At 70.8% G+C, this 20,322-nt stretch carries 17 protein-coding genes; 11 read left to right on the top strand and 6 right to left on the bottom strand.

Going from position 1 to position 20,322, the window contains the following annotated elements:
• The first annotated feature begins 1,347 nt into the window (after positions 1-1,347).
• Complete coding sequence (locus ACWCPW_RS42570) at positions 1,348-3,018, top strand: MFS transporter (RefSeq protein ID WP_449766993.1); 1,671 nt, start codon at positions 1,348-1,350, stop codon at positions 3,016-3,018.
• A 271-nt stretch (positions 3,019-3,289) separates the two neighbouring features.
• Here ACWCPW_RS42570 and cysC read toward each other — a convergent pair whose 3' ends face one another.
• A complete protein-coding gene (gene cysC / locus ACWCPW_RS42575; RefSeq protein WP_449766994.1) occupies positions 3,290-3,883 on the bottom strand; it encodes an adenylyl-sulfate kinase in 594 nt (197 codons plus the stop codon).
• Positions 3,884-4,300: 417 nt separating this feature from the next.
• Here cysC and ACWCPW_RS42580 point away from each other — a divergent pair, with 417 nt between their 5' ends.
• Both ACWCPW_RS42580 and ACWCPW_RS42585 read left to right on the top strand, forming a co-directional pair.
• Complete coding sequence (locus ACWCPW_RS42580) at positions 4,301-5,557, top strand: sulfotransferase family protein (protein ID WP_449766995.1); 1,257 nt, start codon at positions 4,301-4,303, stop codon at positions 5,555-5,557.
• 1 nt (position 5,558) lies between these two features.
• Positions 5,559-6,860 (top strand): DUF1214 domain-containing protein, encoded by a 1,302-nt coding sequence (locus ACWCPW_RS42585; protein ID WP_449766996.1) that lies wholly within the window; start codon positions 5,559-5,561, stop codon positions 6,858-6,860.
• Positions 6,861-6,940: 80 nt separating this feature from the next.
• Here ACWCPW_RS42585 and ACWCPW_RS42590 read toward each other — a convergent pair whose 3' ends face one another.
• From ACWCPW_RS42590 to ACWCPW_RS42610, 5 genes are all read right to left on the bottom strand, one after another.
• Positions 6,941-7,456 carry an SRPBCC family protein gene (locus tag ACWCPW_RS42590; RefSeq protein WP_449766997.1) on the bottom strand — a complete coding sequence of 172 codons (516 nt, stop codon included), beginning with the start codon at positions 7,454-7,456 and terminating at the stop codon, positions 6,941-6,943.
• 32 nt (positions 7,457-7,488) lie between these two features.
• Complete coding sequence (locus ACWCPW_RS42595) at positions 7,489-8,955, bottom strand: MDR family MFS transporter (protein ID WP_449766998.1); 1,467 nt, start codon at positions 8,953-8,955, stop codon at positions 7,489-7,491.
• A gap of 277 nt (positions 8,956-9,232) precedes the next feature.
• Complete coding sequence (locus tag ACWCPW_RS42600; RefSeq protein WP_449766999.1) at positions 9,233-9,556, bottom strand: DUF2470 domain-containing protein; 324 nt, start codon at positions 9,554-9,556, stop codon at positions 9,233-9,235.
• Between the two features lie 29 nt (positions 9,557-9,585).
• Positions 9,586-10,221: a neocarzinostatin apoprotein domain-containing protein gene (locus ACWCPW_RS42605; RefSeq protein ID WP_449767000.1), complete on the bottom strand. Its 636-nt coding sequence runs from the start codon at positions 10,219-10,221 to the stop codon at positions 9,586-9,588.
• A 51-nt stretch (positions 10,222-10,272) separates the two neighbouring features.
• A complete protein-coding gene (locus tag ACWCPW_RS42610; RefSeq protein ID WP_449767001.1) occupies positions 10,273-10,980 on the bottom strand; it encodes a neocarzinostatin apoprotein domain-containing protein in 708 nt (235 codons plus the stop codon).
• A 584-nt stretch (positions 10,981-11,564) separates the two neighbouring features.
• On the opposite strand from ACWCPW_RS42610, the gene ACWCPW_RS42615 reads away from it, so the two are divergent.
• From ACWCPW_RS42615 to hpnD, 8 genes are all read left to right on the top strand, one after another.
• Positions 11,565-12,254 carry a biliverdin-producing heme oxygenase gene (locus ACWCPW_RS42615; protein ID WP_449767002.1) on the top strand — a complete coding sequence of 230 codons (690 nt, stop codon included), beginning with the start codon at positions 11,565-11,567 and terminating at the stop codon, positions 12,252-12,254.
• Positions 12,255-12,484: 230 nt separating this feature from the next.
• Complete coding sequence (locus tag ACWCPW_RS42620; RefSeq protein WP_449767003.1) at positions 12,485-13,468, top strand: ABC transporter permease; 984 nt, start codon at positions 12,485-12,487, stop codon at positions 13,466-13,468.
• On the top strand, positions 13,465-14,427 hold the full coding sequence (locus ACWCPW_RS42625; RefSeq protein WP_449767004.1) for an ABC transporter permease: 963 nt from the start codon (positions 13,465-13,467) through the stop codon (positions 14,425-14,427). Before ACWCPW_RS42620 ends, ACWCPW_RS42625 begins: the two co-directional genes overlap by 4 nt.
• Positions 14,424-16,007: an ABC transporter substrate-binding protein gene (locus ACWCPW_RS42630; protein ID WP_449767005.1), complete on the top strand. Its 1,584-nt coding sequence runs from the start codon at positions 14,424-14,426 to the stop codon at positions 16,005-16,007. The genes ACWCPW_RS42625 and ACWCPW_RS42630 overlap by 4 nt, the downstream gene beginning before the upstream one ends.
• Complete coding sequence (locus ACWCPW_RS42635) at positions 16,007-16,981, top strand: ABC transporter ATP-binding protein (RefSeq protein WP_449767006.1); 975 nt, start codon at positions 16,007-16,009, stop codon at positions 16,979-16,981. Before ACWCPW_RS42630 ends, ACWCPW_RS42635 begins: the two co-directional genes overlap by 1 nt.
• Positions 16,978-17,982 (top strand): oligopeptide/dipeptide ABC transporter ATP-binding protein, encoded by a 1,005-nt coding sequence (locus ACWCPW_RS42640; RefSeq protein WP_449767007.1) that lies wholly within the window; start codon positions 16,978-16,980, stop codon positions 17,980-17,982. The genes ACWCPW_RS42635 and ACWCPW_RS42640 overlap by 4 nt, the downstream gene beginning before the upstream one ends.
• 511 nt (positions 17,983-18,493) lie before the next feature.
• The gene (gene hpnC / locus ACWCPW_RS42645) at positions 18,494-19,393 is read left to right on the top strand and encodes a squalene synthase HpnC (RefSeq protein ID WP_449767008.1); all 900 of its coding nucleotides are present in this window, start codon (positions 18,494-18,496) and stop codon (positions 19,391-19,393) included.
• A gap of 10 nt (positions 19,394-19,403) precedes the next feature.
• A complete protein-coding gene (gene hpnD, locus ACWCPW_RS42650; RefSeq protein ID WP_449767009.1) occupies positions 19,404-20,285 on the top strand; it encodes a presqualene diphosphate synthase HpnD in 882 nt (293 codons plus the stop codon).
• Positions 20,286-20,322: the final 37 nt, after the last annotated feature.

Below are 20,322 nucleotides of genomic sequence, written 5' to 3' on the forward strand. Positions count from 1 at the left end.
GGCCCAACGCTCCTGACCGTCGGCGACCTGGGACCGGCCCGACCGCCAACGCCGACGCCGACCGGTGGGCAGAGGGCCACCCGCGCCCAGTCCCGTCATCGCGCAACGCGTACCGAGAGCAGTGCTCTCGCAAGGAGTCGACCCGCTCGGGAAGGCGTCCCGGCCGGCCCCGGCGGGCGAGGCCCGCCCTCTCCGCCGTTGCAGGTGCTTTTTCCGGCAAGCAAAGCCTGGGTCTCGCCGGAGGGTCGGGGTTCCTGGCCGTCGGCGACTCGAGACTGGCCCGACGGCCAGCGCCAAAGCCGACCGGTGAGCACAAGGCCGCCGGCGCCCGACCCCGCGATCGCGCAACGCACACCGAGAGCAGTGCTCTCGCAAAGAGCCGAGCCGCTCGGGGAAGCGGCTCGGTCGGCCTCGCCGGACGGTTACCCGACCGCCGTTGCCGGCGCGTTTCCTGCCGGGCAAGCCCCGCATCTCGTCGGAGAGTCCAGCGCTCCCGGCCGCCGACGACCTGACGCCGAGCCGACCGACACCGGTCAATGCGAACCGGTAGGCACAAGGCCACCCGTGCCCGACCCCGCCATCGCGCAACGCACACCGAGAGCAGTGCTCTCGCGAAGTGCCGACATGCGCGGGAAAGCGCCCCGGCGAACCTCGCCGGACCACCCACCCCAGCCCGTCGTTGGCGGGGTCTCCCGGCGATCAAAGCCCGCGTCTCGCCGGAAAACTCAGGTTCCAGACCGCCGGTGACCTGGAACGGGGCCGATCGACACCAGTCAACGTCAGCTCGTGAGCGCAAGGTCACCAACCCCCGGTTCCGCCATTTCGCAGTGCGTGCCGTGAGCAGTGCTCTCTGTGAAGAGCACTAGTCACTCGGGAGGCTCCTCGGCAGGCCCGGCCGAAGTCCCGCCCCTTCCCGCCACTCGCCTGGCGTTGTTTCTGCCGACCAACGTCTCCGCCTCGCCGGGCAGCCAACCCCCGTGACGACCCCGACCCGCCCCGACCCCCGACCCCCACCCCCGACCCCCACCCCCGGCCCCGACCCCCGACTCGGGCCAACCCCTCGACCGCGACAGTTAGCTGACGGGTCGTCAGGGAATTTATATCCCAAACCGAATCAAAACGTACCTTCGCCCGGCGATCACTCTTCCCCGTGCCCGTATGCCGTGCTAAACACTGTCAATCAGTTCGGCTGGAGTACACCGATCCGGTTGGCACCGTCCACGAGACGCGCCCGCCCCATCGAGGCCGAGCGGCGCTTTGCCCCCAAAGATTCCGTACAAAACCGGACGTGTCGCAGTGGTGACACGTGTCCGGCGCGCGCCTCTGCACAGAACGGAAAGTACCGGTATGTCTGCGACCGTTGAAGTACCCGCGAAGCCGCCGGAGCCCGAATCGGACCCGTCCTCGGTCGACACCGGTCGACTCGAAGGGGTGTCCAAGGGCCGGGTCTTCGCAGTTCTGGCCGTCGTGGTCATGTTCTCCGAGGTCGTGCCGCTCCAGTACGCGATGATCTCCTCGGCCGTGCCCGAGATCGCCCCATCGTTCCGGTCCGTCGGCGAGAGCATCTCGTGGATGGTGGTGATCCTGGGCCTGGTCGGCGGCGCGGTGAGCCCGCTGATCGGGAAGCTCTCCGACGTCTACGGCAAGAAGCGACTGCTGCTCGCGACCAGCGTCTCGTTCCTGGTCGGCTCGCTGGTCTGTGCGCTCACCAGTTCGTGGACGTTGTTCCTGGTCGGCCGCGCGCTCCAGGCGGTCGCGTTCGGGATGACCGCCGTCGTGTACGGGCTCATCCGCGACCTGATGCCGCGCAAGTTCATCCCGGTCGCGATCGGCATCTCGGCCACCGGCCTCGGCCTGTCGGCCGCGCTCGCGCCGGTGGTCGGCGGGCTGCTCACCGAGCACTACTCGTGGCGCTCGCTGTTCTGGTTCCTGGTCGTCTACATGCTCGTGCTGATTCCGCTGCTGCTGGTCGTGGTGCCGGAGTCCAAGCTGCGCGTTCCGCAGAAGGTGGACTACGTCGGCGGTGTCATCCTCGGCGTCGGGCTCGCGCTGATCCTGCTCTACATCAGCCAGGGGCAGTCCTGGGGCTGGAGCAAGCCCTCCGCGTTCGGATACGCGCTCCTGGGCGTGCTCGTGATCGCGCTGTGGGCACTGTGGGAGAAGCGGGTGGAGAACCCGATCATCGACCTGAAGCTGCTCACCGCTCCGCGTGTGGCACTCGTGCTCGGGATCGCGTTCCTGGCGAACATGATCATCGGCATCCAGAACTACCTCACCAGCTACATGGGCCTGACCCCGGACAACGTCAAGCAGGGCGCCCTCGACCAGTACGCCGACGGCGCCGTCCAGGGCGCCAAGGCCATGGGCGCGCCCGAGGCGATGTGGGCCGGAATCGCCGACCAGGTCAAGGCGGCCGTCTCGTTCAACGACTCGCTCGACTACGCGCTCGGCTTCACCCTGCTCGGGCTCGCCCTGCACGTGCTGATCTGGCAGTCGATGTCCAGCATGATCGCCGGCCCGCTGGCCGGCCTGTGGGGCCAGCGTCGAGGGTTGCGGATGCCGATGATCGTCGGCGTCGGGACGCTGACCGTGGCCGGCTTCATGTACCTGTTCCTGCACGACTCGTGGCAGTTGATGCTGCTGTGCGGCGTGGTCTACGGCATCGGCTTCGGGATGTACTACGCCGCCGCGCCGAACCTGATCATCGAGGCGGTACCGCAGGAGCAGCAGGGCATCTCGTCCAGCATGCTGGTCGTCGCCCAGTCGTTCGGCGCGTCGGTCGGGGTCGCGCTGCTGTCCCCGATCTTCACCGACAACCGGTTGAAGATCACCGGCCCGGCACCGAGCGGCCAGGGCCTGGCCACCAACGACGCGTGCAACGAGCGGGGCTGCACGTACACCACGGACGCCTTCACCACCGGGTTCTGGGTCCTGATCGCGTGCGGCGTGCTGGCGCTCGTGATCGCCCTGGTGATGAAGCACGGCCGCAAGCCCGCCACGGGCGGCCTGCTGCACTAGCGGCCGGCCGCGACCGAACGGGTCGACCCGTTCGAGTCGGTCGACGCCCGGCCGAGGCGGCCTGACGCACCCTCAGGGCCCGGGTATCCGAGGGGGATACCCGGGCCCTGACGGCACGTCACCGACCGACCCGCCGACCCGCCGACCCGCCGACCCGCCGACCCGCCGACCCGCCGACCCGCCGACCCGCCGACCCGCCGACCCGCCGACCCAGCTCTCGCCTCGCCGACCCGGTGCCGCTCCCGTCCCGCCCCTACCCCGCCTGCTCCGCCTACCCCCCGAGCTTCAGCGTGTCCAACAGCGCGATCAGTCGCGCCGCCTGCTGCTCCGGGTCGCCGTCCGCCGGGGTGAGTCGCAGTTCCGGTGCCTCCGGCGCCTCGTACGGGGCCGAGATACCGGTGAAGTCGCCGATCTCGCCGCGTCGGGCCTTGGCGTACAGGCCCTTCGGGTCGCGGCGTTCGCATTCCTCGATCGGCGTGTCCACGAACACCTCCAGGAACGGCAGGCCGTCCCGGGCGTGCAGGGCGCGGACCCGGTCCCGGTCGGCGCGGTACGGGCTGATCACCGGGACGATCGCGATCACACCCGCGTCGGCGAACAGGCGGGCCACCTCGCCGACCCGGCGGATGTTCTCGGTCCGGTCCGCGGCCCCGAAGCCCAGGTCGCCGTTCAGTCCGAGCCGGACGTTGTCGCCGTCCAGGCGGTACGCGGTGGTCCCGCGCTCGACCAGGAGCCGCTCGGCGATCACCGCGACCGTCGACTTGCCCGAGCCCGACAGGCCGGTGAACCAGATCGTCGCCCCGAGCGCCGGACGCTGCTCGCGCGTCACTCCGCCCTCGTGCCAGACCACGTTGCGCTCGCTCACGACTCTCCATCCGCGTTGATTCCGCGTCGATTCCGCGTTGATACCGAGGGTTCGTACGGTACGGGGCGCCCCTCACCCTCCCGGATCCGGTCCGCCACCCGGACCACTCTGCCCCGAGCCTGAACCCGGGCCGCAGCCCGAACCCGAGCCCGAGCCGCAACCCACACCTGAACCCGGGCCGCACCCCACACCTGACCCGAGCCGCAACCCACCCCTGAACCGGGGCCGCACCCCACATCGCAACCCGAGCCGCAAGCCACCCGCAACCCGAGCCACCTCCGAACCCCACAACCGCATCGCCGATCAGTATCTGACGCCTCTTCAGATTTACCTTCACAAAGAGCTAATCTGCGGCGGGGCCGCGCCCGCTCGGCGTCCGCCCGCGAACTGGAACGACGTGAGGGAGGCCGTACCGCCATGGCCTGGACACCACCGCACCGCGCCGCCTGGACCGAGACCCTTGCCGCCGGCGACATCCCGCCGCTCACCGACGACCTGGACCGGCCGTTCGCCGCCGACGCGCTGATCGGCGAGGCCCGGGCCAGGACCGGACTGACCGACCTCGGCGCGGAGGACGACCCCGGCTTTCGCGAGGGGTTGGACCGGCTGCTCCACGCGCTGGAGCACGAGGCGAACCTGGACCGGGTGGGCCGTTGGTGGGCGCACACGTGGGTGGCCCGGCTGCTGGACGTGCGGCTCCAGGTCGCCCGCTACGTCCGGGACGATCCCGGCGTGCTCGACGAGCCGATCCACCGGCCGATCTTCGTCACCGGCGGTCCCCGGACCGGGACTTCGATCCTGCATGCGCTGCTCGCCCGGGATCCGGCGAACCGGGTGCCGACCACCTGGGAGTTCCTGCGCCCGGTTCCGCCGCCGGAGCCCGCGACCCGGGACACCGACCCGCGGATCGGGCTCGCCGAGCGTGAGATCCGGTTCATCACGAGTGCGGTGCCGGCCATGGACGCGATCCACGAGAAGAGCGGCACGCTGCCCAAGGAATGCATCAGCGCGCATGCGCTCGCCTTCCGATCCGAGGACTTCACCGGGCAGTTCGCGATCCCGTCCTACGCCGCGTGGTTGGCCGAGTGCGACATGCGGCCCGCCTACGCCTATCACCGGCTCGTGTTGCAGATCCTCCAGCGCCGCACACCGGGGGTGACCCGCTGGGTGCTCAAGTCACCCGCGCACCTGCTCACCCTGGACGCGCTGTTCGACGTGTACCCCGACGCGCGGATCGCGGTGACCCACCGCGATCCGCTCACCGTGCTGGCCTCGTTGAGCAGCCTGATCGCCACGATCCACCACGCGTACGGGAATCCGTCCGACATCCGGGACGTCGCCCGCACCCAGAGCGACCTGTGGTGCACCGCGTACGACCGACTCACCGCGTTTCGTGACGCGGGTCGGGTCGCCGAATCCGACTGGCACGACTCGGCCTACGCCGACTTCATGCGCGACCCGATCGCGGTGGTGGGCGAGTTGTACGCCACATTCGGTCTGGACCTCACCGCCGAGGCCGAGACGGCGATGCGCGCCTACCTGGCCGAACGGCCCCAGGGCAGGCACGGGAGGCACAACTACTCGTTCGACGACCTCGGATTGGCCCGGAAGGACGTACGATCTCGGCTGACGGACTATCAGAAGCGGTTCCTGGTCCCGACGGAAGAGATCTGACGTGCAGTCGAACGAACTCCGCGCGAACGACCCGCACCGGCAAGACCCGCATCGGCAAGACCCGCACCGGCAGGCAGCGCACCAGCAAGCAGCGCACCGGCGCGACCCGCGCCGCAACGACCCGCCCGCGCACGACGTGGTCAACGGCACTGCGTGGCGCGCCTATTGCGAGCGGATGGCCGCGCTCGGCGACCGCATCCTGGAGGCCGACTTCCCCGGCGCGACCGACGCCGACCGGGCCGAGGGCATTCGGCACCTGGCCAATCAGGTCGCCTGCTGGCTGACCTACCAACTCGCCGCGACCGACCCGCAGAACCCGGCCTTCTTCACCCACAACGACCTCGCCTACCGCTGGGGCGGGCCGAACGTGGACCAGAACGCGCGCCGCGCGCCGATCGCGGGGGACGGCGTGTACCGGCTCACCGTGACGATGAACGCGTGCGAGAAGTTCGTACTCCAGGTCAAACCGGGGGACATGCACTCCGGGCGGACCGACATCGTCGCCGAGACCTCCTCGACCGCGCTGGGCGTCGGGCCAGGCGACACCGTCGAGATCATCCTCAGCGCCACCGAGCAGCCCGGGAACTGGGTCCCCCTCACTCCGGACGCCCGGGTCCTGCACGTACGCGACTACTACTTCGACTGGAAGCCGGAACAGCCCGCCATGCTCGCCCTCGAACGCCTGGACACCCAGGGGCGACCGGCCGCGCGGGTGACTCCGGAGCGGGTCGCGGGCATGCTCGACGGCGCCGCGACGTCGGTGGAGAACTCGATCGAGGTGTGGAACGACTGGGTGCGCACCACCGGCGACCGGCAGGCGGTGAATACGTTCAGCACGCCGGCCACGGTGGCCGGCGGGGTCAAGGAGGTCGTGTACGGCTTTGCCCGGGTGCGGCTGACGGATGATCAGGTACTGATCGTGGAGACCGACCCCCGCGTCTCCGGGCAGTGGGATCTCCAGCTCTACAGCCCTGGTTGGTTCGAGTCGCTCGACTTCGCCAACCGCCAGACCTCGCTCAACCACGTGCAGGCCGAGCGCGATCCCGACGGGCTGATCCGGGTCGTGATCGGCGCGCTGGACCCCGGCGTGCCGAACTGGCTGGACACCGAGGGCCGAACGGAGGTCTTCGCGACGCACCGCTGGCTCGACCCCCGCGAACAACCCACCGTCCGGGCCATGGTGGTCCCCCGCCACGAGGTCCGCGACCATCTCGTCCCGACCACCCGCACGGTCGACGAACCGGAACGCCGCGAGACGATGCGAAGGCGCTCCGCGCACGTCTCGTGGCGCTTCCGGGCCTGACGCCGAGATCGAGGCCGGGATCGAGGCCGGGATCGACCCGGGCACGGACCTGCCCCATCCCGGCTCGGCGTCGACCTGCGTCAGCCGGTCCCTTCCACGTACGCCGCCAGGTTGGCGAGCGAGGAGGCGATCCCGACCTCGTGTGCCGCCTGGTCGATGCCGGGCGGCACATCCTTGGCGGTGACGGTCACCCTGGTCGCGTCACCGTCACCGTCACCGTCACTGCCACTGCCACCGCCACCGTCACCGCCGGCGTCGGCAGCCAGGTGCCAGGTCATCGTCATGGTCCCCGCGTACGACGGGTCGTCGGCCTCGAAGACCGCCCGCTGCACCACGCGCTCCGCCGGCACCAGTTCACCGAATTCGACGTCGACGACATCCGTCGCGTCCGAGGTCTTGCCGGGGCTGTCGGTGGGGTCGAGGTAGGTGAGGACCATCCGGAAGCCGCCACCGGGCCGCGGATCCCACCGCTCGATCCGCCCGCGCATGCCCTCCGGCGGCAACCAGGCCTCCAGGGATTCCCGGTCCAGGAGGGCGTCGTAGACGGTCGCCGGTGATGCCGCGATCACCCGACTCGCACGGTCGATCCGGTCCATGGCCCGAGTCTAGGCAGCCGACGGCCCGAACCTCAGACCATCGCGCTCTCCGTCTCCGGCTTCGCGGCGGGGACGACCTCGGTCTTCTTGCGGAGCGTGGAGGCGGCGTCCGAGTCGCGGATGGTCAGGGCGGCGATCGCGCCGAGGACCGCGAGGCCGGCCGCGACCAGGAAGGCCACGTGGTAGGCGTGCAGGTTCGGGCTCGGGGCGCCGCCGGAGTGGATCGTCATCGTGCCGATTCCGGCGAGCACGCTCGCCAGCAGCGCGACGCCGAGGGCCGAGCCGAGTTGGCGCTGCACGTTGAAGAGGGTCGAGGCGCGGCCGTTGTCGGCGGGCGCGGTACGCGCGAACGCCGCCGCCTGCATCGGGATCATCACGTGCGCCATCGAGGCACCCGTGCAGAACATCAGCACCACGATCAGCACGGCCGAGGTGTCGCCGTCGACCAGGGCGAGCAATGCCGCGCACGCGCCGATGCCGAGCAGGCCGCCGGCCATCAGTCGGCGCGGACCGACCACCGGGTACAGGCGCGAGACCCACTGGGTGGCGATCACCACACCGAACGCCTCGGGGAAGGTGAGCAGACCGGTCTCCAGGGCACTCTTGCCGAACGCCTGCTGCTGCATCAGCGGGAAGACGTACAGCACGCCCAGGAACGCCGCGGAGTTGACCATCGACACCACGTTGGTGCTCACGAACAGCCGGTCGCGGAGCAGACGCAGGTGCAGCATCGGCTCCTTGACCCGCAGTTCGACGAAGACCATCGCGATACACAGGATCAGCCCGGAGATCCCGGTGGACAGGATGATCGGCGAGCCCCAGCCCTTGGTCGCGCCCTCGCTCAACGCGTACATCAGCAGCGCGAAGCCGGCCCCGGAGAGCACGAAGCCGGGCAGGTCGAAGCGACCGGCCTTGGGGTTCTTGTACTCCTCCAGGAAGATCAGGCCGAACACGAACGCGGCCACGCCCACCGGCAGGTTGATGTAGAAGACCCAGTGCCAGGACGCCTTGTCCACGAGCAGGCCGCCGAGCACCGGGCCGAGCGCGGGCGCCAGGGCGGTGGGGACCATCAGGATGCGGGACGCGCGTACACGCTCCTCGGGCGGGAAGACCCGGAACATCATCGCCATGCCGACCGGCGTCAGCATGCCGCCGCCCGCGCCCTGGAGGATGCGGAACAGCACCAGTTGGTCGATGCTCTGCGCCAGCCCGCACAGCGCGGACGCGCCGGTGAACAGGGCCAGCGCGATCAGGAAGATCCGCTTGGTGCCGAAGCGGTCGCCGAGCCAGCCGGACGCGGGGATGAACACCGCGAGGCTGACCAGGTAGCCGACCGCGACCGTGGCCAGGCTCGCCTGGGAGGCGCCGAGGTCCTTGCCGATCGCCGGCAGCGCGACGTTGATGATGGTGATGTCGAGGATGTTGACGAACATCGCGGCGACGAAGACGGCGCCGACCACGACCTTCTGGCTGAGGCGTGACGCGGATATGGGCGGCATACGGCGGAGGCCTTCATTCGGGGAGGGTGCGTGGAGGGCGGGAGGGGGAGGCGAGGGCGGAGCGTGGAATGCGAAGCAAATACTGAGCGAAGCTCACTATATCTTTTCGTACACGTGCATACGACAGGTTTTTCCCCACCACACCAACGCCGACGGCCCGGGAGAGCTTCCTCCCGGGCCGTCGGCGTGACGCTTCTTACAGGTGGTCGGCCCGGTCGGCCCGCCGGTTCCTTACCGGTCGACCCGATCGACGCTCGCCCTCACCGGCCGACCGCGCTCAGTGCTCGCCCTCGCCGCGAGCCGGCACGCCGAGTGCCTTGCACGCGTCGTTGTATTGCGTGACGACCTCGATTCGCACGTCCCGGCGCTCGGTGATCGAACGACTCCACGGCACCCGCACCGCGACCGGTTCGCCGGCCACGATCGCCGAGTAGTACGCCGCGTCGCCGTCCAGGCCGGTCATCGTGGCCGAGGTGGCTTTCGGCTGCCCGCCCAGGCCGCGCGAGATCAGCAGGCAGTCGTCGGGGTGGTCGTCGTTCATGTGCTTGCAGACGGCGGTGATCGCGTCCGCTCCGAACGGGTTGACGGTCGCCTCGCTCATGCGGGTCGCCTCCAGCGGTAGGGATGAGGTCAGGCGCGTGCGGAGTCGCGGCGTCGACGAGACGCGGCGACGGCACCCACGCCGACCACCAGCATGCCCGCGCCGACATAGGCGAGCTGCGTGCTCGACGATCCGGTCTTGGGCAACTTCGGCTCGCCCGCCTCGGTGGTGGCGCCGGTCTGCGGCGTCGTCGTGGCAGGCGCCGCGGGCGCGGCAGGAGCGGCGGCGCCGAAGGTCACCGGGACCCACACGTCCTGGTCGCGGTTGGCCAGGTCGGTGTGGTCGTTGAAGGTGGCCACGAAGCACGCGGTGGCGGCGCAGTCCACCTTCTTCTTGTCCTTGCCCTCGAAGCTCTGCGCGGGCTTGATCTTGACCGAGAAGGTGCCGTCCGCGCCGACCTGCGGGACGTAGCCCGCGTTGCCGTACTGCGTCGGCACGCCGCCGGCCGGCTTGGCCACGGTCTGCGCGATGTACACGCCCTTGCCCGGCTTGTAGCCCTTGCCGGTGACGGTGATCTCCTCGCCGCCGGCGGCCAGGCCGGTCGACTTGGACAGGGTGATGGTGGGGGCGTCGGCGGCCGACGCGGGGGCGGCGGCGAAGGTGGTGAGGCCGAGGCCGGCGATCGCGCCGGCGGCGACGGCCGCGGCGGTACGGGACTTGCGCATATGTGGACTCCGGAAGCTGGGAACGAGCTCGGTGGGTCGGGGGAGAGCGGGTCAGGCGCCCTGGCGCCGGCGCTTGACCACCACGCCGACGGCCACCAGGACCACCACGACCGCGGCGACCACCCCGATGATCAGGCCGGTGTTGCTGCTGTCGTCGTCCTCGTCCTGCGCCGAGGTCTTCGCGGTGTCGGTGCCGGGCGAGGCGGCGGGCGCGGCGGCCGAGGACTGCGGCGCGCCGCCCGCGCCGGGAGCGCCGGCCTGCGGAGCCGCGGTGGCCGGCCCGGGGCTCGCGGGCAGGCCGGGGGCCTCACCCGTGAAGCCGATCGGGAGGTAGACCTCCTGCGTACGGTCCTTGCCGTTGGCCGAGTTGGACGTCGCGATGGCGCACCGGGTCTTGAGGCAGTCGACGGTGCCGAACTTGGCGGCGACCTTGACGTCGGTGCTGAACGAGCCGGTCGCGTCCGCCTCGGTGGGGCCGCTGAACGAGCCCATGTCGCACGCGCGGCCCGCGCCCTGGGCGGGGTCGCACGGCAGGATGAACAGCCGCACGCCCGGCGTGAAGCCCTTGCCGACCAGCTTGACCACGTCGCCCGCCGGGTTCAGCCCGGTGGTCTTCTCCGCGGTCAGCGTGGCCTTGCCCGCCGCCGGGGTGCCGCTCGCGTGCGCGGGGCTCGCGAGGCCGACGAGCGCCCACGCGAGAAGGAGGGTCGCGATGGCGGCGACGGTGCCGCCGAGGCGTCCGGTGCGGGCTGGGCTCACGTTGTTTCCTCTGGGCCGACCGTACGACTGCGTACGGAATGATTGGAGGTGAGGCTATCCTAAGACCGGGCCGGATCGCCCGGACTTCCGGGGGTTGCCCGCAAGGCCGTACGAGAAGGGTGCGAAAACCGCGTGGCAACGCCGTACTCGAACGGCGCGAGACCGCGGCACAACGCCGTACGCGAACGGCGCGAAACCACGCACAACGCCGTGCTCGAACGCGGCGGGACCGCGTGACGGTGGCGCCGAGGCGGCCCGATCGAGTGTCCGGCCCGCCGTGCGAAGCCCGGCCGGGCCGGCCGGGTTCGCCGCCCCGGGGTGACCGAGGCCCCGCCGCACCCCCGTCGGCGCCCCCGCCGACAACGTGCCGACAAGTTGTCGGTAACTTATTGACGGCACCGCATGGCGCCACACAGACTGCGAGGACCGGCGGAAACGGGCGGCAACCCGAATCCCCGCGAGCGCTTCGTCATGGGCGAAACGCCGAATCCGCACGGGCGAAGCCGCCTGATCCGTCATAGTTCGCACCGTACGCACTCAACTGTGCGCGTTCGGTAGATCTTGTCGCACCTAGGGGAAACCTCATGACCACGACCGAGACCGCCGAAACCGCCGGTGCCACCCCGACCTTCGCCGAGTCGCTGCGCAAGCGCTCGTGGGCCTTCCACCAGGAGGCCGAGGGTTCGGGCTTCCTGGAGGCGCTGATGAAGGGCGAGCTGACCCGGGACGCGTACACCGCGATGGTGGCCCAGCACTACTGGGCCTACGTCGTGCTCGACGACGCCGCGGACACCATGCGCAACGACCCGATCGGGGCCCCGTTCGCCGACCCGCGACTGGACCGCCGGGCCGTCCTCGAGGCCGACATGCTCTTCCTGGCCGGCGAGAACTGGAAGCAGGAGTGGCCCGCGAACGAGGCCACCGTGCGCTACGCCGACCGGATGCGGGAGAAGTGCTACGACTGGGCCGGCGGCTTCGTCGCGCACCACTACACCCGTTACCTCGGCGACATGTCCGGCGGCCAGTTCATCGCCAAGCAGATGCGCAAGCACTACGACCTGCCCGGCACCCAGGGCAGCGACTTCTACGTGTTCGACGGGCTCGGCGACCTGACCGTGTGGAAGGACGCCTACCGCGCGGCGATGAACAACGCGCCGTGGGACGCCGAGGAGCAGGAACTGGTGATCCAGGAGGTGCTGTTCGCGTACGACATCAACAGCGCCGTGCTGCGTGAGCTGGGTCGGGACCTGGAGCGGTTCCGCAAGACCGCCTGAACGACCGGGACGGTCCGAGCGACCGGGACGGTCCGAACGACCGGGACCACCGGCGCCACCGACGCGGTCCGAACGACCGGGACCACCGAAACGACCCGGACCGTCCGAGCGACCGAGACCGTCCGAACGACGGCGGAACGTCACGTTCCGCCCGCACCGCACGACCCGGGGGCCCACCGTCCGATGCGCCGTCCGACAATGGATGGCGCATCGGATCGGCAGGGAGAGTGATGACGAACTACCTGGTGCGGCGGGTCCTGGGCGTCGTCGTGGTGATGTTCGCCGTCGTGACCGGCCTGTTCCTGCTGCTGCACGCGTCCCCGGTGAGCCCGGTCAACCAGCTCGCGCCGCAGGTCGCGGCCGATCCGGTGGCCCGTGCCGCGGTCGAGCACCGGATGGGTCTGGACCGGCCGTTGGCGACCCAGTACCTCGACTACGTCGGCGACGCGCTGCGCGGCGACTTCGGCACCTCGCTCTACGACGGCACCTCGGTCGCCGGGCAACTCGGCCGCGCGCTGCCGATCTCGCTCGAACTCGGGCTGCTCGCGTGCGTGTTCGCGGTGATCCCGGCGGTGCTGCTGGGCGTGTGGTCGGTGCTGCGCCGCGGTGGGGTGGTCGATCACGGCACGCGGGTGCTGAGCGTGGTGGCGATGTCGTTGCCGGGCTACTGGCTGGCCGTGATCGCGCTCGTGGTGGTCGGCGACAGCCATCCCGATCTGCTGCCCAACGCGGGTGGCTTCGTCACCTTCGGCGAGGATCCCGCGACCAACCTCAAGGTGCTCGTGCTGCCCGCGATCGTGCTCGGCCTGGCCACCTTCGCGATGCTCACCCGCTCGTTGCGCGGCGGGCTGGCCGACGCGATGGCCTCGGACCATGTGTTGTTCGCCCGCGCGATGGGCGGTTCGCGGCTGCTCACGCTGCGTCGGGTGGCGCTGCGCGGCGCGCTGCTGCCGACGCTGACCGTGGCCGGCGTACTGCTCGGCGGATTGTTGTCGGGCACCGTACTCATCGAGAACGTCTTCCAGATCCCCGGGATCGGCCAACTGATGGTCACCGCGTTCCAGCGGCAGGACTACCCGCTCGCGCTCGGCGCGTGCGTCGCGACCTCGGCCATCTTCCTGCTGTTGAACCTGGTGGTCGACCTGCTCTACCCGCTGCTGGATCCGCGCACCGCGGCGGGCGTCACCCGGGACAAGCTCGGACGGGCCGCGTGAGGGCCCGACCGCGCCTGCCGCGCTGGGGCATGGCCGGGTGGATCGGCCTGGCGTGCGTCCTGCTCTACCTCCTGGTGGCCACCGTCGGCCGGCTGCACGGCGATCCCACCGCGCTGGTGACCGCGGGCCCGGAGGCGCCCTCGCTCGCGCACCCCTTCGGCACCGACCACCTCGGCCGCGACCTGCTGGCCCGGACCGCCGAGGGCGCCTGGACCTCGCTGTGGATCTGCCTGACCTCGATCGGTTTCGCGGTCGCGGTCGGCATGCCGTTGGGCGTGCTCGCCGGATACCGGCACGGCGGTCGCCTGGACGGTCTGCTGATGCGCTCGGTGGAAACCCTCCAGGCCCTGCCGCAGTTCGTCTTCGTGATGTTCCTGATCGGTCTGATGGGCACCGCGGACATGCACTTCGGGCCGATCACCGTGGGCAACGGGCCGCGGGTGGCGCTGGCCATCGGGCTGGGCTTCGTGCCCTACTTCGCCCGGGTCGCGCGCGGGGCGACGGTGGTGGAGATGCGCGAGGACTACGTCACCAACCTGCGCGGACTGGGCGTGCCCACCCGGGAGATCCTCTTCCGCGAGGTGCTGGTCAACGTCTGGCCGCCGGTGCTCGGCCAGGCCTGCCTGGCGATGGCCATCGCGGTCTTCGCCGAGGGCGGCCTGAGCTTCCTGGGCCTGGGCGTGGCGCCGCCGCAGGCCACGCTGGGCAACCTGATCGCCGACGCCGGCGGGCAGATCATCGGCGGCGACTGGTGGTACGCGACGCTGCCCGGCACCGTCCTGGTGCTCGGGATCCTGGGCTTCAACCTGCTCGGCGACACGTCCGGCGGCGCCCGCCCACGTCCCGCGGCGGCCGGTCCGACCGCACGCCGGATCCCGAAGCAGACTCGGGCCGCACAGCAGACGCTGGCCGTCAAGCAGACCCCGACCCTCGAACAGACTCCCAAGGAGATCCCGTGACCCCGGTGCGCACAGTCGGCCTGAACCGTCGAGGCTTTCTCGGCCTCGCGGCGCTCGCGGCGGCCGGCGGTACGGGCGTGCTCACCGCGTGTTCGAGCTCCTCCGGGGCCAAGCGGGTCGCCGACCGGCACAAGGACGGCATCCTGCGGATCGGCGTCGCCTCCGCGCCCGGCAGCCTGAACCCGCTCGACTCCGGCTCGGAGATCACCCGGTGGATCGCCGAGCCGATCATGGAGAGCCTGTACGGCTACGACGCCAAGCTCGCCTCGGTGCCGCTGCTCGCGGACGGCGAACCGCACATCAGCGACGACAAGCTGGCCTGGACGATCCGGCTGCGCAAGGGCGTGGTGTGGCACGACGGCACGCCGTTCACCGCCGACGACGTGGTGGCCACCCTCGCGCACATGCTCGACCTCTCGGCCGGCAGCGAGTGGATCACCTACATGCTCGGCTATCTCTCCCGGTTCGAGCGGGTCGACGAGCACACCGTGCGGATCGTGCTGAGCAAGCCGTACGGCCTGCTGCGCTCGCACCTGACCAATCTGCCGATCACGCACCGCGACTACGTGGCCCGCAAGGACACGATGATGGGCACCGGGCCGTACCGGCTGGACCGGTTCGTGGCCGGTCAGAGCTTCACCCTCGCCCGCTTCGACCGCTACCACGGCGGCCAGTACCCCGCCGGCGCCGCGCCCGCGTTCGCCGGCATGGAGTACACGGTCTTCGCCGACGCCAACACGCGGGTGCTGAGCCTGCGCCAGGGCAAGGTCGACCTGATCACCGCACCGTCCTTCGCCACCTTCGAGATGATCCGCAAGGACAAGTCGCTCGCGCTGGTGCTCACCGAGGCGCCGTTGGACGTGCTGAGCTACGTGATGATGCGGAAGGAGCCGTTCAACGACCCCGACTTCCGCAAGGCGGTCGCGCTGTCGATGGACCGCCAGGGGGTACTGCAACGGGTGTACGGCGGCGAGGGCACGGTGGGCCAGGGCCCGATCGGGCCCGCCGAACTCGGTTGGGATCCCACCTTCAAGCCGTTCACGCCCGCGCCGGACCCGGAGCGGGCCCGCGCGCTGCTGGCCCGGGCGAAGACGGCCAAGCGCTCGTTCACCGTGACCATCGGCACCAACCAGGGGATCCGCGACATCGCCCAGGTGCTGGTGGCGGGCTGGAAGCAGATCGGCCTCGACGTCACCATCGAGCAGCTCGCGGGCGGGCCGTGGTCGAACAAGTGGCTCTCGCGCGACTACGACATGCTGATGAACACCTTCTCGTCCGGGTTCACCTCCGGCCCGGCGAACTACCTCACCCTCGCGCCCGCCGGCTCCACCAACGTGCTCTCCTGCGGCTACGCCAACCCCGAGGTGGACAAGCTGATCGACACCGTCTGGCAGACCTCGGACGACGCCGAGCGGGTGGCCGCGCTCGGCCGGGTGGACAAACTGCTCGCCGAGGACGCGGTGATCACCCCGCCCGCCTATCCCAAGCTCGCCCTCGCCCAGCGCGCCGAACTGTCCCCGCTGGACCCGACGATGTTGCGGATCAGCCGGCTGGACCCGCACCACCTGCGGTTCGTGTGATGGACGGCACGGCCGCGACCGAGGTGCCGCTGCTGCGGGTGCGCGACCTCGACGTCGACTACCGGGGCCCGGCCGGGCCGGTGCCCGCGGTGCGTGGGGTCTCCTTCGACGTGGCGCCCGGCGAGATCCTGGGCCTGGTCGGCGAGTCGGGCAGCGGCAAGAGCAGCGTGTGCGCCGCGCTGATGGGGCTGCTGCCGGACGGCGCGCGGCGTGCGGGCGGCATCGAGTTCCAGGGCGAGGACCTGGCCCGCATGCGCGAGCGGGACCTGCGCCGGATCCGGGGGCGCAGGCTGGCGTTCGTACCGCAGCAGCCGATGACCTCGCTCGCGCCGACCACGCCGGTGCTGCGCCAACTGCGCTGGTACCTGGGCGATCGGTTGGACGACGTGGAGGTCCGCGAGACGCTGATCGGGATCGGCCTGGGGCCGGTCCTGGAGCGCCCGCGCGATCTGCCCGGCGGCTTCTCCGGCGGTCAGCTCCAGCGCGTGGTGATCGCGATCGCCGCGCTCGCGCACGAGCCCGCGCTGCTGCTCGCCGACGAGCCGACCACCACCTTGGACGCCACCGTGCAGGCACAGGTGTTGCGGCTGTTGTTGACCCTGCGGGACAAGCTCGGACTCGCCCTGGTCTACGTCTCGCACGATCTCGCGGTGGTGTCCACGATCTGCGACCGGGTCGGTGTGATGTACGGCGGGCGCCTGGTGGAGACCGCGCCGGTCCGGGAGATCTTCGCCGCGCCCAGGCACCCGTACACCCGGGCGCTGATCGCCGCGATGCCCGCGACGACGCCGGCGGATCGGCCGCTGCGCGCGGTCGAGGGCAGTGCGGACGGCGCGAACCTGCTGCCCGGATGCCCGTTCGCACCGCGCTGCCCGCACGTGTTCGACGTGTGCCGCGAGCGCATGCCGGCCGCGGTCCGGCACGGCGCGAGCGAGGTGTGCTGCCACTGGGTGGACGAGGAGGCGGGCCGGTGAGCGCGCTGTTGACGGTGGACGGGCTGACCCGTCGGTACGTCCTGCCCAAACCGTTCGGCCGGCGGGCCGAGCCGCGGGTCGTGCGCGCCGTCGAGGACGTCTCCTTCGAGGTCGCGGCCGGCGAGGTGCTGGCCGTCGTCGGCGAGTCCGGCTCCGGCAAGACCACCATCGCGCGTGTGCTCGCGGGCCTGGACACCGCGACCTCGGGCACGGTCGCGTTGGCGGGCCGCACCCTGTCCGGCGATCGCGGACCGGACGATCAGCGCCTGGTGCAACTCGTCACGCAGAACCCGCGGGCCGCGTTCAACCGGCGCCGTTCGCTGCGGCACGCGCTGCATCAGCCGTTGCGTGTGCACGGGCTGGGCGCGAACCGGGCCGAGCGCGAGGAACTGGTCCTGGCGATGGTCGAGCGGGTCGGCCTGACGGCGGATCACCTGGACCGGTTGCCCGCCGAGGTCAGCGGCGGCGAACTCGCCCGCCTGGTGCTCGCCCGCGCGTTGCTCGTGCGCCCGCGCGTGCTGGTCCTGGACGAGCCGACCGCGAGTCTGGACGCGAGCGTCAAGGCGACGGTGGTCAACCTGCTGCTGCGGCTGCGCACCGAACTCGACCTGGCGATCGTGGTGATCACCCACGAGATCGACATCGCCCGACGGCTCGCCGATCGCGTGGCGGTGACGTACCTGGGTCGGATCGTCGAACTCGGCCCGGTCGAGCGGGTGTTGGGCGATCCACGGCACCCCTACCCGCGGATGCTGCTGGCCAGTGTGCCGGTGCCCGACCCCGAGCGGATCGGCCGGGCGAACGCGGCGGCGCTGGGCGAGGGAATCGTCGGCGAGGTGCCCTCGGCGCTCGCCCCGCCGGCCGGCTGCGCGTACCACCCGCGCTGCCCGTTCGCGACCGAGGTGTGCCTCGAACGGCGACCGCCACTGGAGTCGCTCGCCGACGTCGAGGTCGCCTGTCACCATCCCCACTCGGGCCCGAGCGGGACCCCGGGCCGGTAGCGCGCGGACCGTAACGCGACCGCGGTTCGACCCGGGCAGCGCATTCGGGTATCGATTCGGTGTACGGCGGCGTGTCGGCGCGCACCGCTATCCTCCGGGTATTCCGCAAATCCGGAAAGTTGATCAACATTTCGCCGGCCACTCGCTTTATCGACCCCGCTTGGTCCATTGCGCACGGATAATCGCCGTACTCCTCATGCGGAAGGCGGAACTCCGCACTACTCCGCAAGGAGGGGATCGCGCGACGAAACCTCCTCAGGTGCCCGGAAACCACCGGGGGATGCCGGACGTCCTGAGTGGTACGGGGATCGTCGGCGGCACCCGAGAGGTTCGCGGTGATAACAAAAGTGTTTCGCGAAGGAAAAGTCCGGGTGAGCTATGACACGCGTGTTCTCGGTGCTTGATCGATCCGACTTCGATCGGGCAAGCTGAACCGTCAGACCGACCGGGACGGCACGAATTCCTGGCCAACTGTAATGTTGGGGATGTTTTCGGGGGCCCAGGGAGAGATATGGGGAGTGATTCCCGCGGTCTTGAGCGCGCGCCCGGCGCGAGCGACGACGACTCGGCGGGCATCGACGCCGCGGTCGTCGACCCGGACGTGGTGATGCGCCAGGCCGGCCACGAGAACTTTCCCGTGGCGATGGGGATCCTGCGCCCCGACCACCGGCGCCACCTGCTGGCCGTCTACGGCTTCGCCCGCCTGGTGGACGACATCGGCGACGAGGCCGAGGGCGACCGGGTCGCCCAGCTCGACGCCTTCGAGGGCGACCTGCGCCGCGTCTACACCGGCACCCCGAAGCTCGAGGTGCTGCGTCGCCTGCAGCCGAGCGTGCGCGAACTCGACCTGCCGATCGAGCCGTTCCTGGGCCTGATCGAGGCCAACCGGCAGGATCAGGTGGTGCGCCGCTACGCGACGTACGAGGATCTGGTCGCCTACTGCGCGCTGTCCGCGAACCCGGTCGGTCGGATCGTGCTGCACGTGTTCGGTCGCGCGAGCGAGGAACGCGTCGCGCGCTCCGACGAGATCTGCACCGCGCTCCAGATCGTCGAACACCTCCAGGACGTCGCCGAGGACCTCGAACGCGACCGGATCTACCTGCCCAAGGAGGACCTGGACCGGTTCGGCGTCGCCGAGGCCGACCTCGCGGCGCCCGCGGCCGCACCCTCGGTGCGACGACTGATCGCCTACGAGACACACCGCGCGACGCAGTTGCTGCGCCTCGGCGCACCGCTCGCGGGGACACTGCGAGGGCGCGATCGCCTCGCGATCGCCGGGTTCGTGGCCGGTGGACGAGCGGCCGTGGCCGCGATCAAGGACGTCGGCTTCGACGTCCTGGCCCACCGGGCGAAGCCCGGCAAGGCCACCCTGCTGCGCGAGCTGTCCGGCGTACTGGTACGAAAGAGGTAAAAGGGGAACCATGGACGTCGACGCTTCGTATGCGTATTGCGAGCGCCTGACCCGCAATCAGGCACGCAACTTCTACTACGGCATCCGGCTGCTGCCCGAGCCCAAGCGCCTCGCGCTCAGCGCCGTGTACGCCTTCGCGCGAGAGATCGACGACATCGGCGACGGCGACCTGCCGGCCGACCGCAAGGTCGCGGAGCTGGCCCGGATGCGCAAACAACTCAAGGACCTGAGCGCGGATCGCGACCCGGTCGCGGTCGCGCTCGCCGACGCCGCGACCCGATTCCCGATCCCGCTGCCCGCGCTCGACGAGCTGATCGACGGCGTCGAGATGGACGTGCGCGAGACCGAGTACGAGACCTTCGACGAGCTGCGGGTCTACTGCCGCTGCGTCGCGGGCACCGTGGGTCGGCTCTCGCTGGGCATCTTCGGCTCCCGCGACTCGCTGCACGCGCCCGATCTCGCGGACACCCTCGGCATCGCGCTCCAGATCACCAACATCCTCCGCGACATCAAGGAGGACAAGGACAACGGCCGGGTCTACCTGCCCCGCGAGGACCTGGCCAAGTTCGGTCTCGAGGACGCGTGGCACAAGGGCGGCCGGTTCACCCAGAGCGCGGCCTTCGAGGACCTGGTCCGGTTCGAGGGCAACCGCGCCGAGCAGCTCTTCGAGCGGGGTCTGACCCTGCTCCCGCTGCTCGACCGGCGCAGCGCCGCCAGCACCGGCGCGATGGCGGGCATCTACCGCCGGCTGCTGACCAGGATCATGGAGGAGCCGGGCCAGGTGCTGATAGGTCGGCTCTCGCTCCCGAACTGGGAGAAGGCCGAGATCGCCGCACGCGCACTGGCCGGCCTGCCGGTCGGCGCACGCTCGCTGCTCGCGCGCAGACGGTGAACGTCGATCGATGACCGGCCCCGGGCCGGAGCGGGAA

The sequence above is a fragment of the Embleya sp. NPDC001921 genome (assembly GCF_053594475.1).

What these genes read in the sequence shown, in the direction of transcription:
- ACWCPW_RS42580 (WP_449766995.1), top strand. Translation starts at nt 4,301, where the DNA reads ATGGCCTGGACACCACCGCACCGCGCCGCCTGGACCGAGACCCTTGCC.
- hpnC (WP_449767008.1), top strand. Translation starts at nt 18,494, where the DNA reads ATGGGGAGTGATTCCCGCGGTCTTGAGCGCGCGCCCGGCGCGAGCGAC.
- hpnD (WP_449767009.1), top strand. Translation starts at nt 19,404, where the DNA reads ATGGACGTCGACGCTTCGTATGCGTATTGCGAGCGCCTGACCCGCAAT.
- ACWCPW_RS42570 (WP_449766993.1), top strand. Translation starts at nt 1,348, where the DNA reads ATGTCTGCGACCGTTGAAGTACCCGCGAAGCCGCCGGAGCCCGAATCG.
- ACWCPW_RS42635 (WP_449767006.1), top strand. Translation starts at nt 16,007, where the DNA reads ATGGACGGCACGGCCGCGACCGAGGTGCCGCTGCTGCGGGTGCGCGAC.
- ACWCPW_RS42605 (WP_449767000.1), bottom strand. Translation starts at nt 10,221, where the DNA reads ATGCGCAAGTCCCGTACCGCCGCGGCCGTCGCCGCCGGCGCGATCGCC.
- ACWCPW_RS42620 (WP_449767003.1), top strand. Translation starts at nt 12,485, where the DNA reads ATGACGAACTACCTGGTGCGGCGGGTCCTGGGCGTCGTCGTGGTGATG.
- ACWCPW_RS42615 (WP_449767002.1), top strand. Translation starts at nt 11,565, where the DNA reads ATGACCACGACCGAGACCGCCGAAACCGCCGGTGCCACCCCGACCTTC.
- ACWCPW_RS42600 (WP_449766999.1), bottom strand. Translation starts at nt 9,556, where the DNA reads ATGAGCGAGGCGACCGTCAACCCGTTCGGAGCGGACGCGATCACCGCC.
- ACWCPW_RS42590 (WP_449766997.1), bottom strand. Translation starts at nt 7,456, where the DNA reads ATGGACCGGATCGACCGTGCGAGTCGGGTGATCGCGGCATCACCGGCG.
- ACWCPW_RS42595 (WP_449766998.1), bottom strand. Translation starts at nt 8,955, where the DNA reads ATGCCGCCCATATCCGCGTCACGCCTCAGCCAGAAGGTCGTGGTCGGC.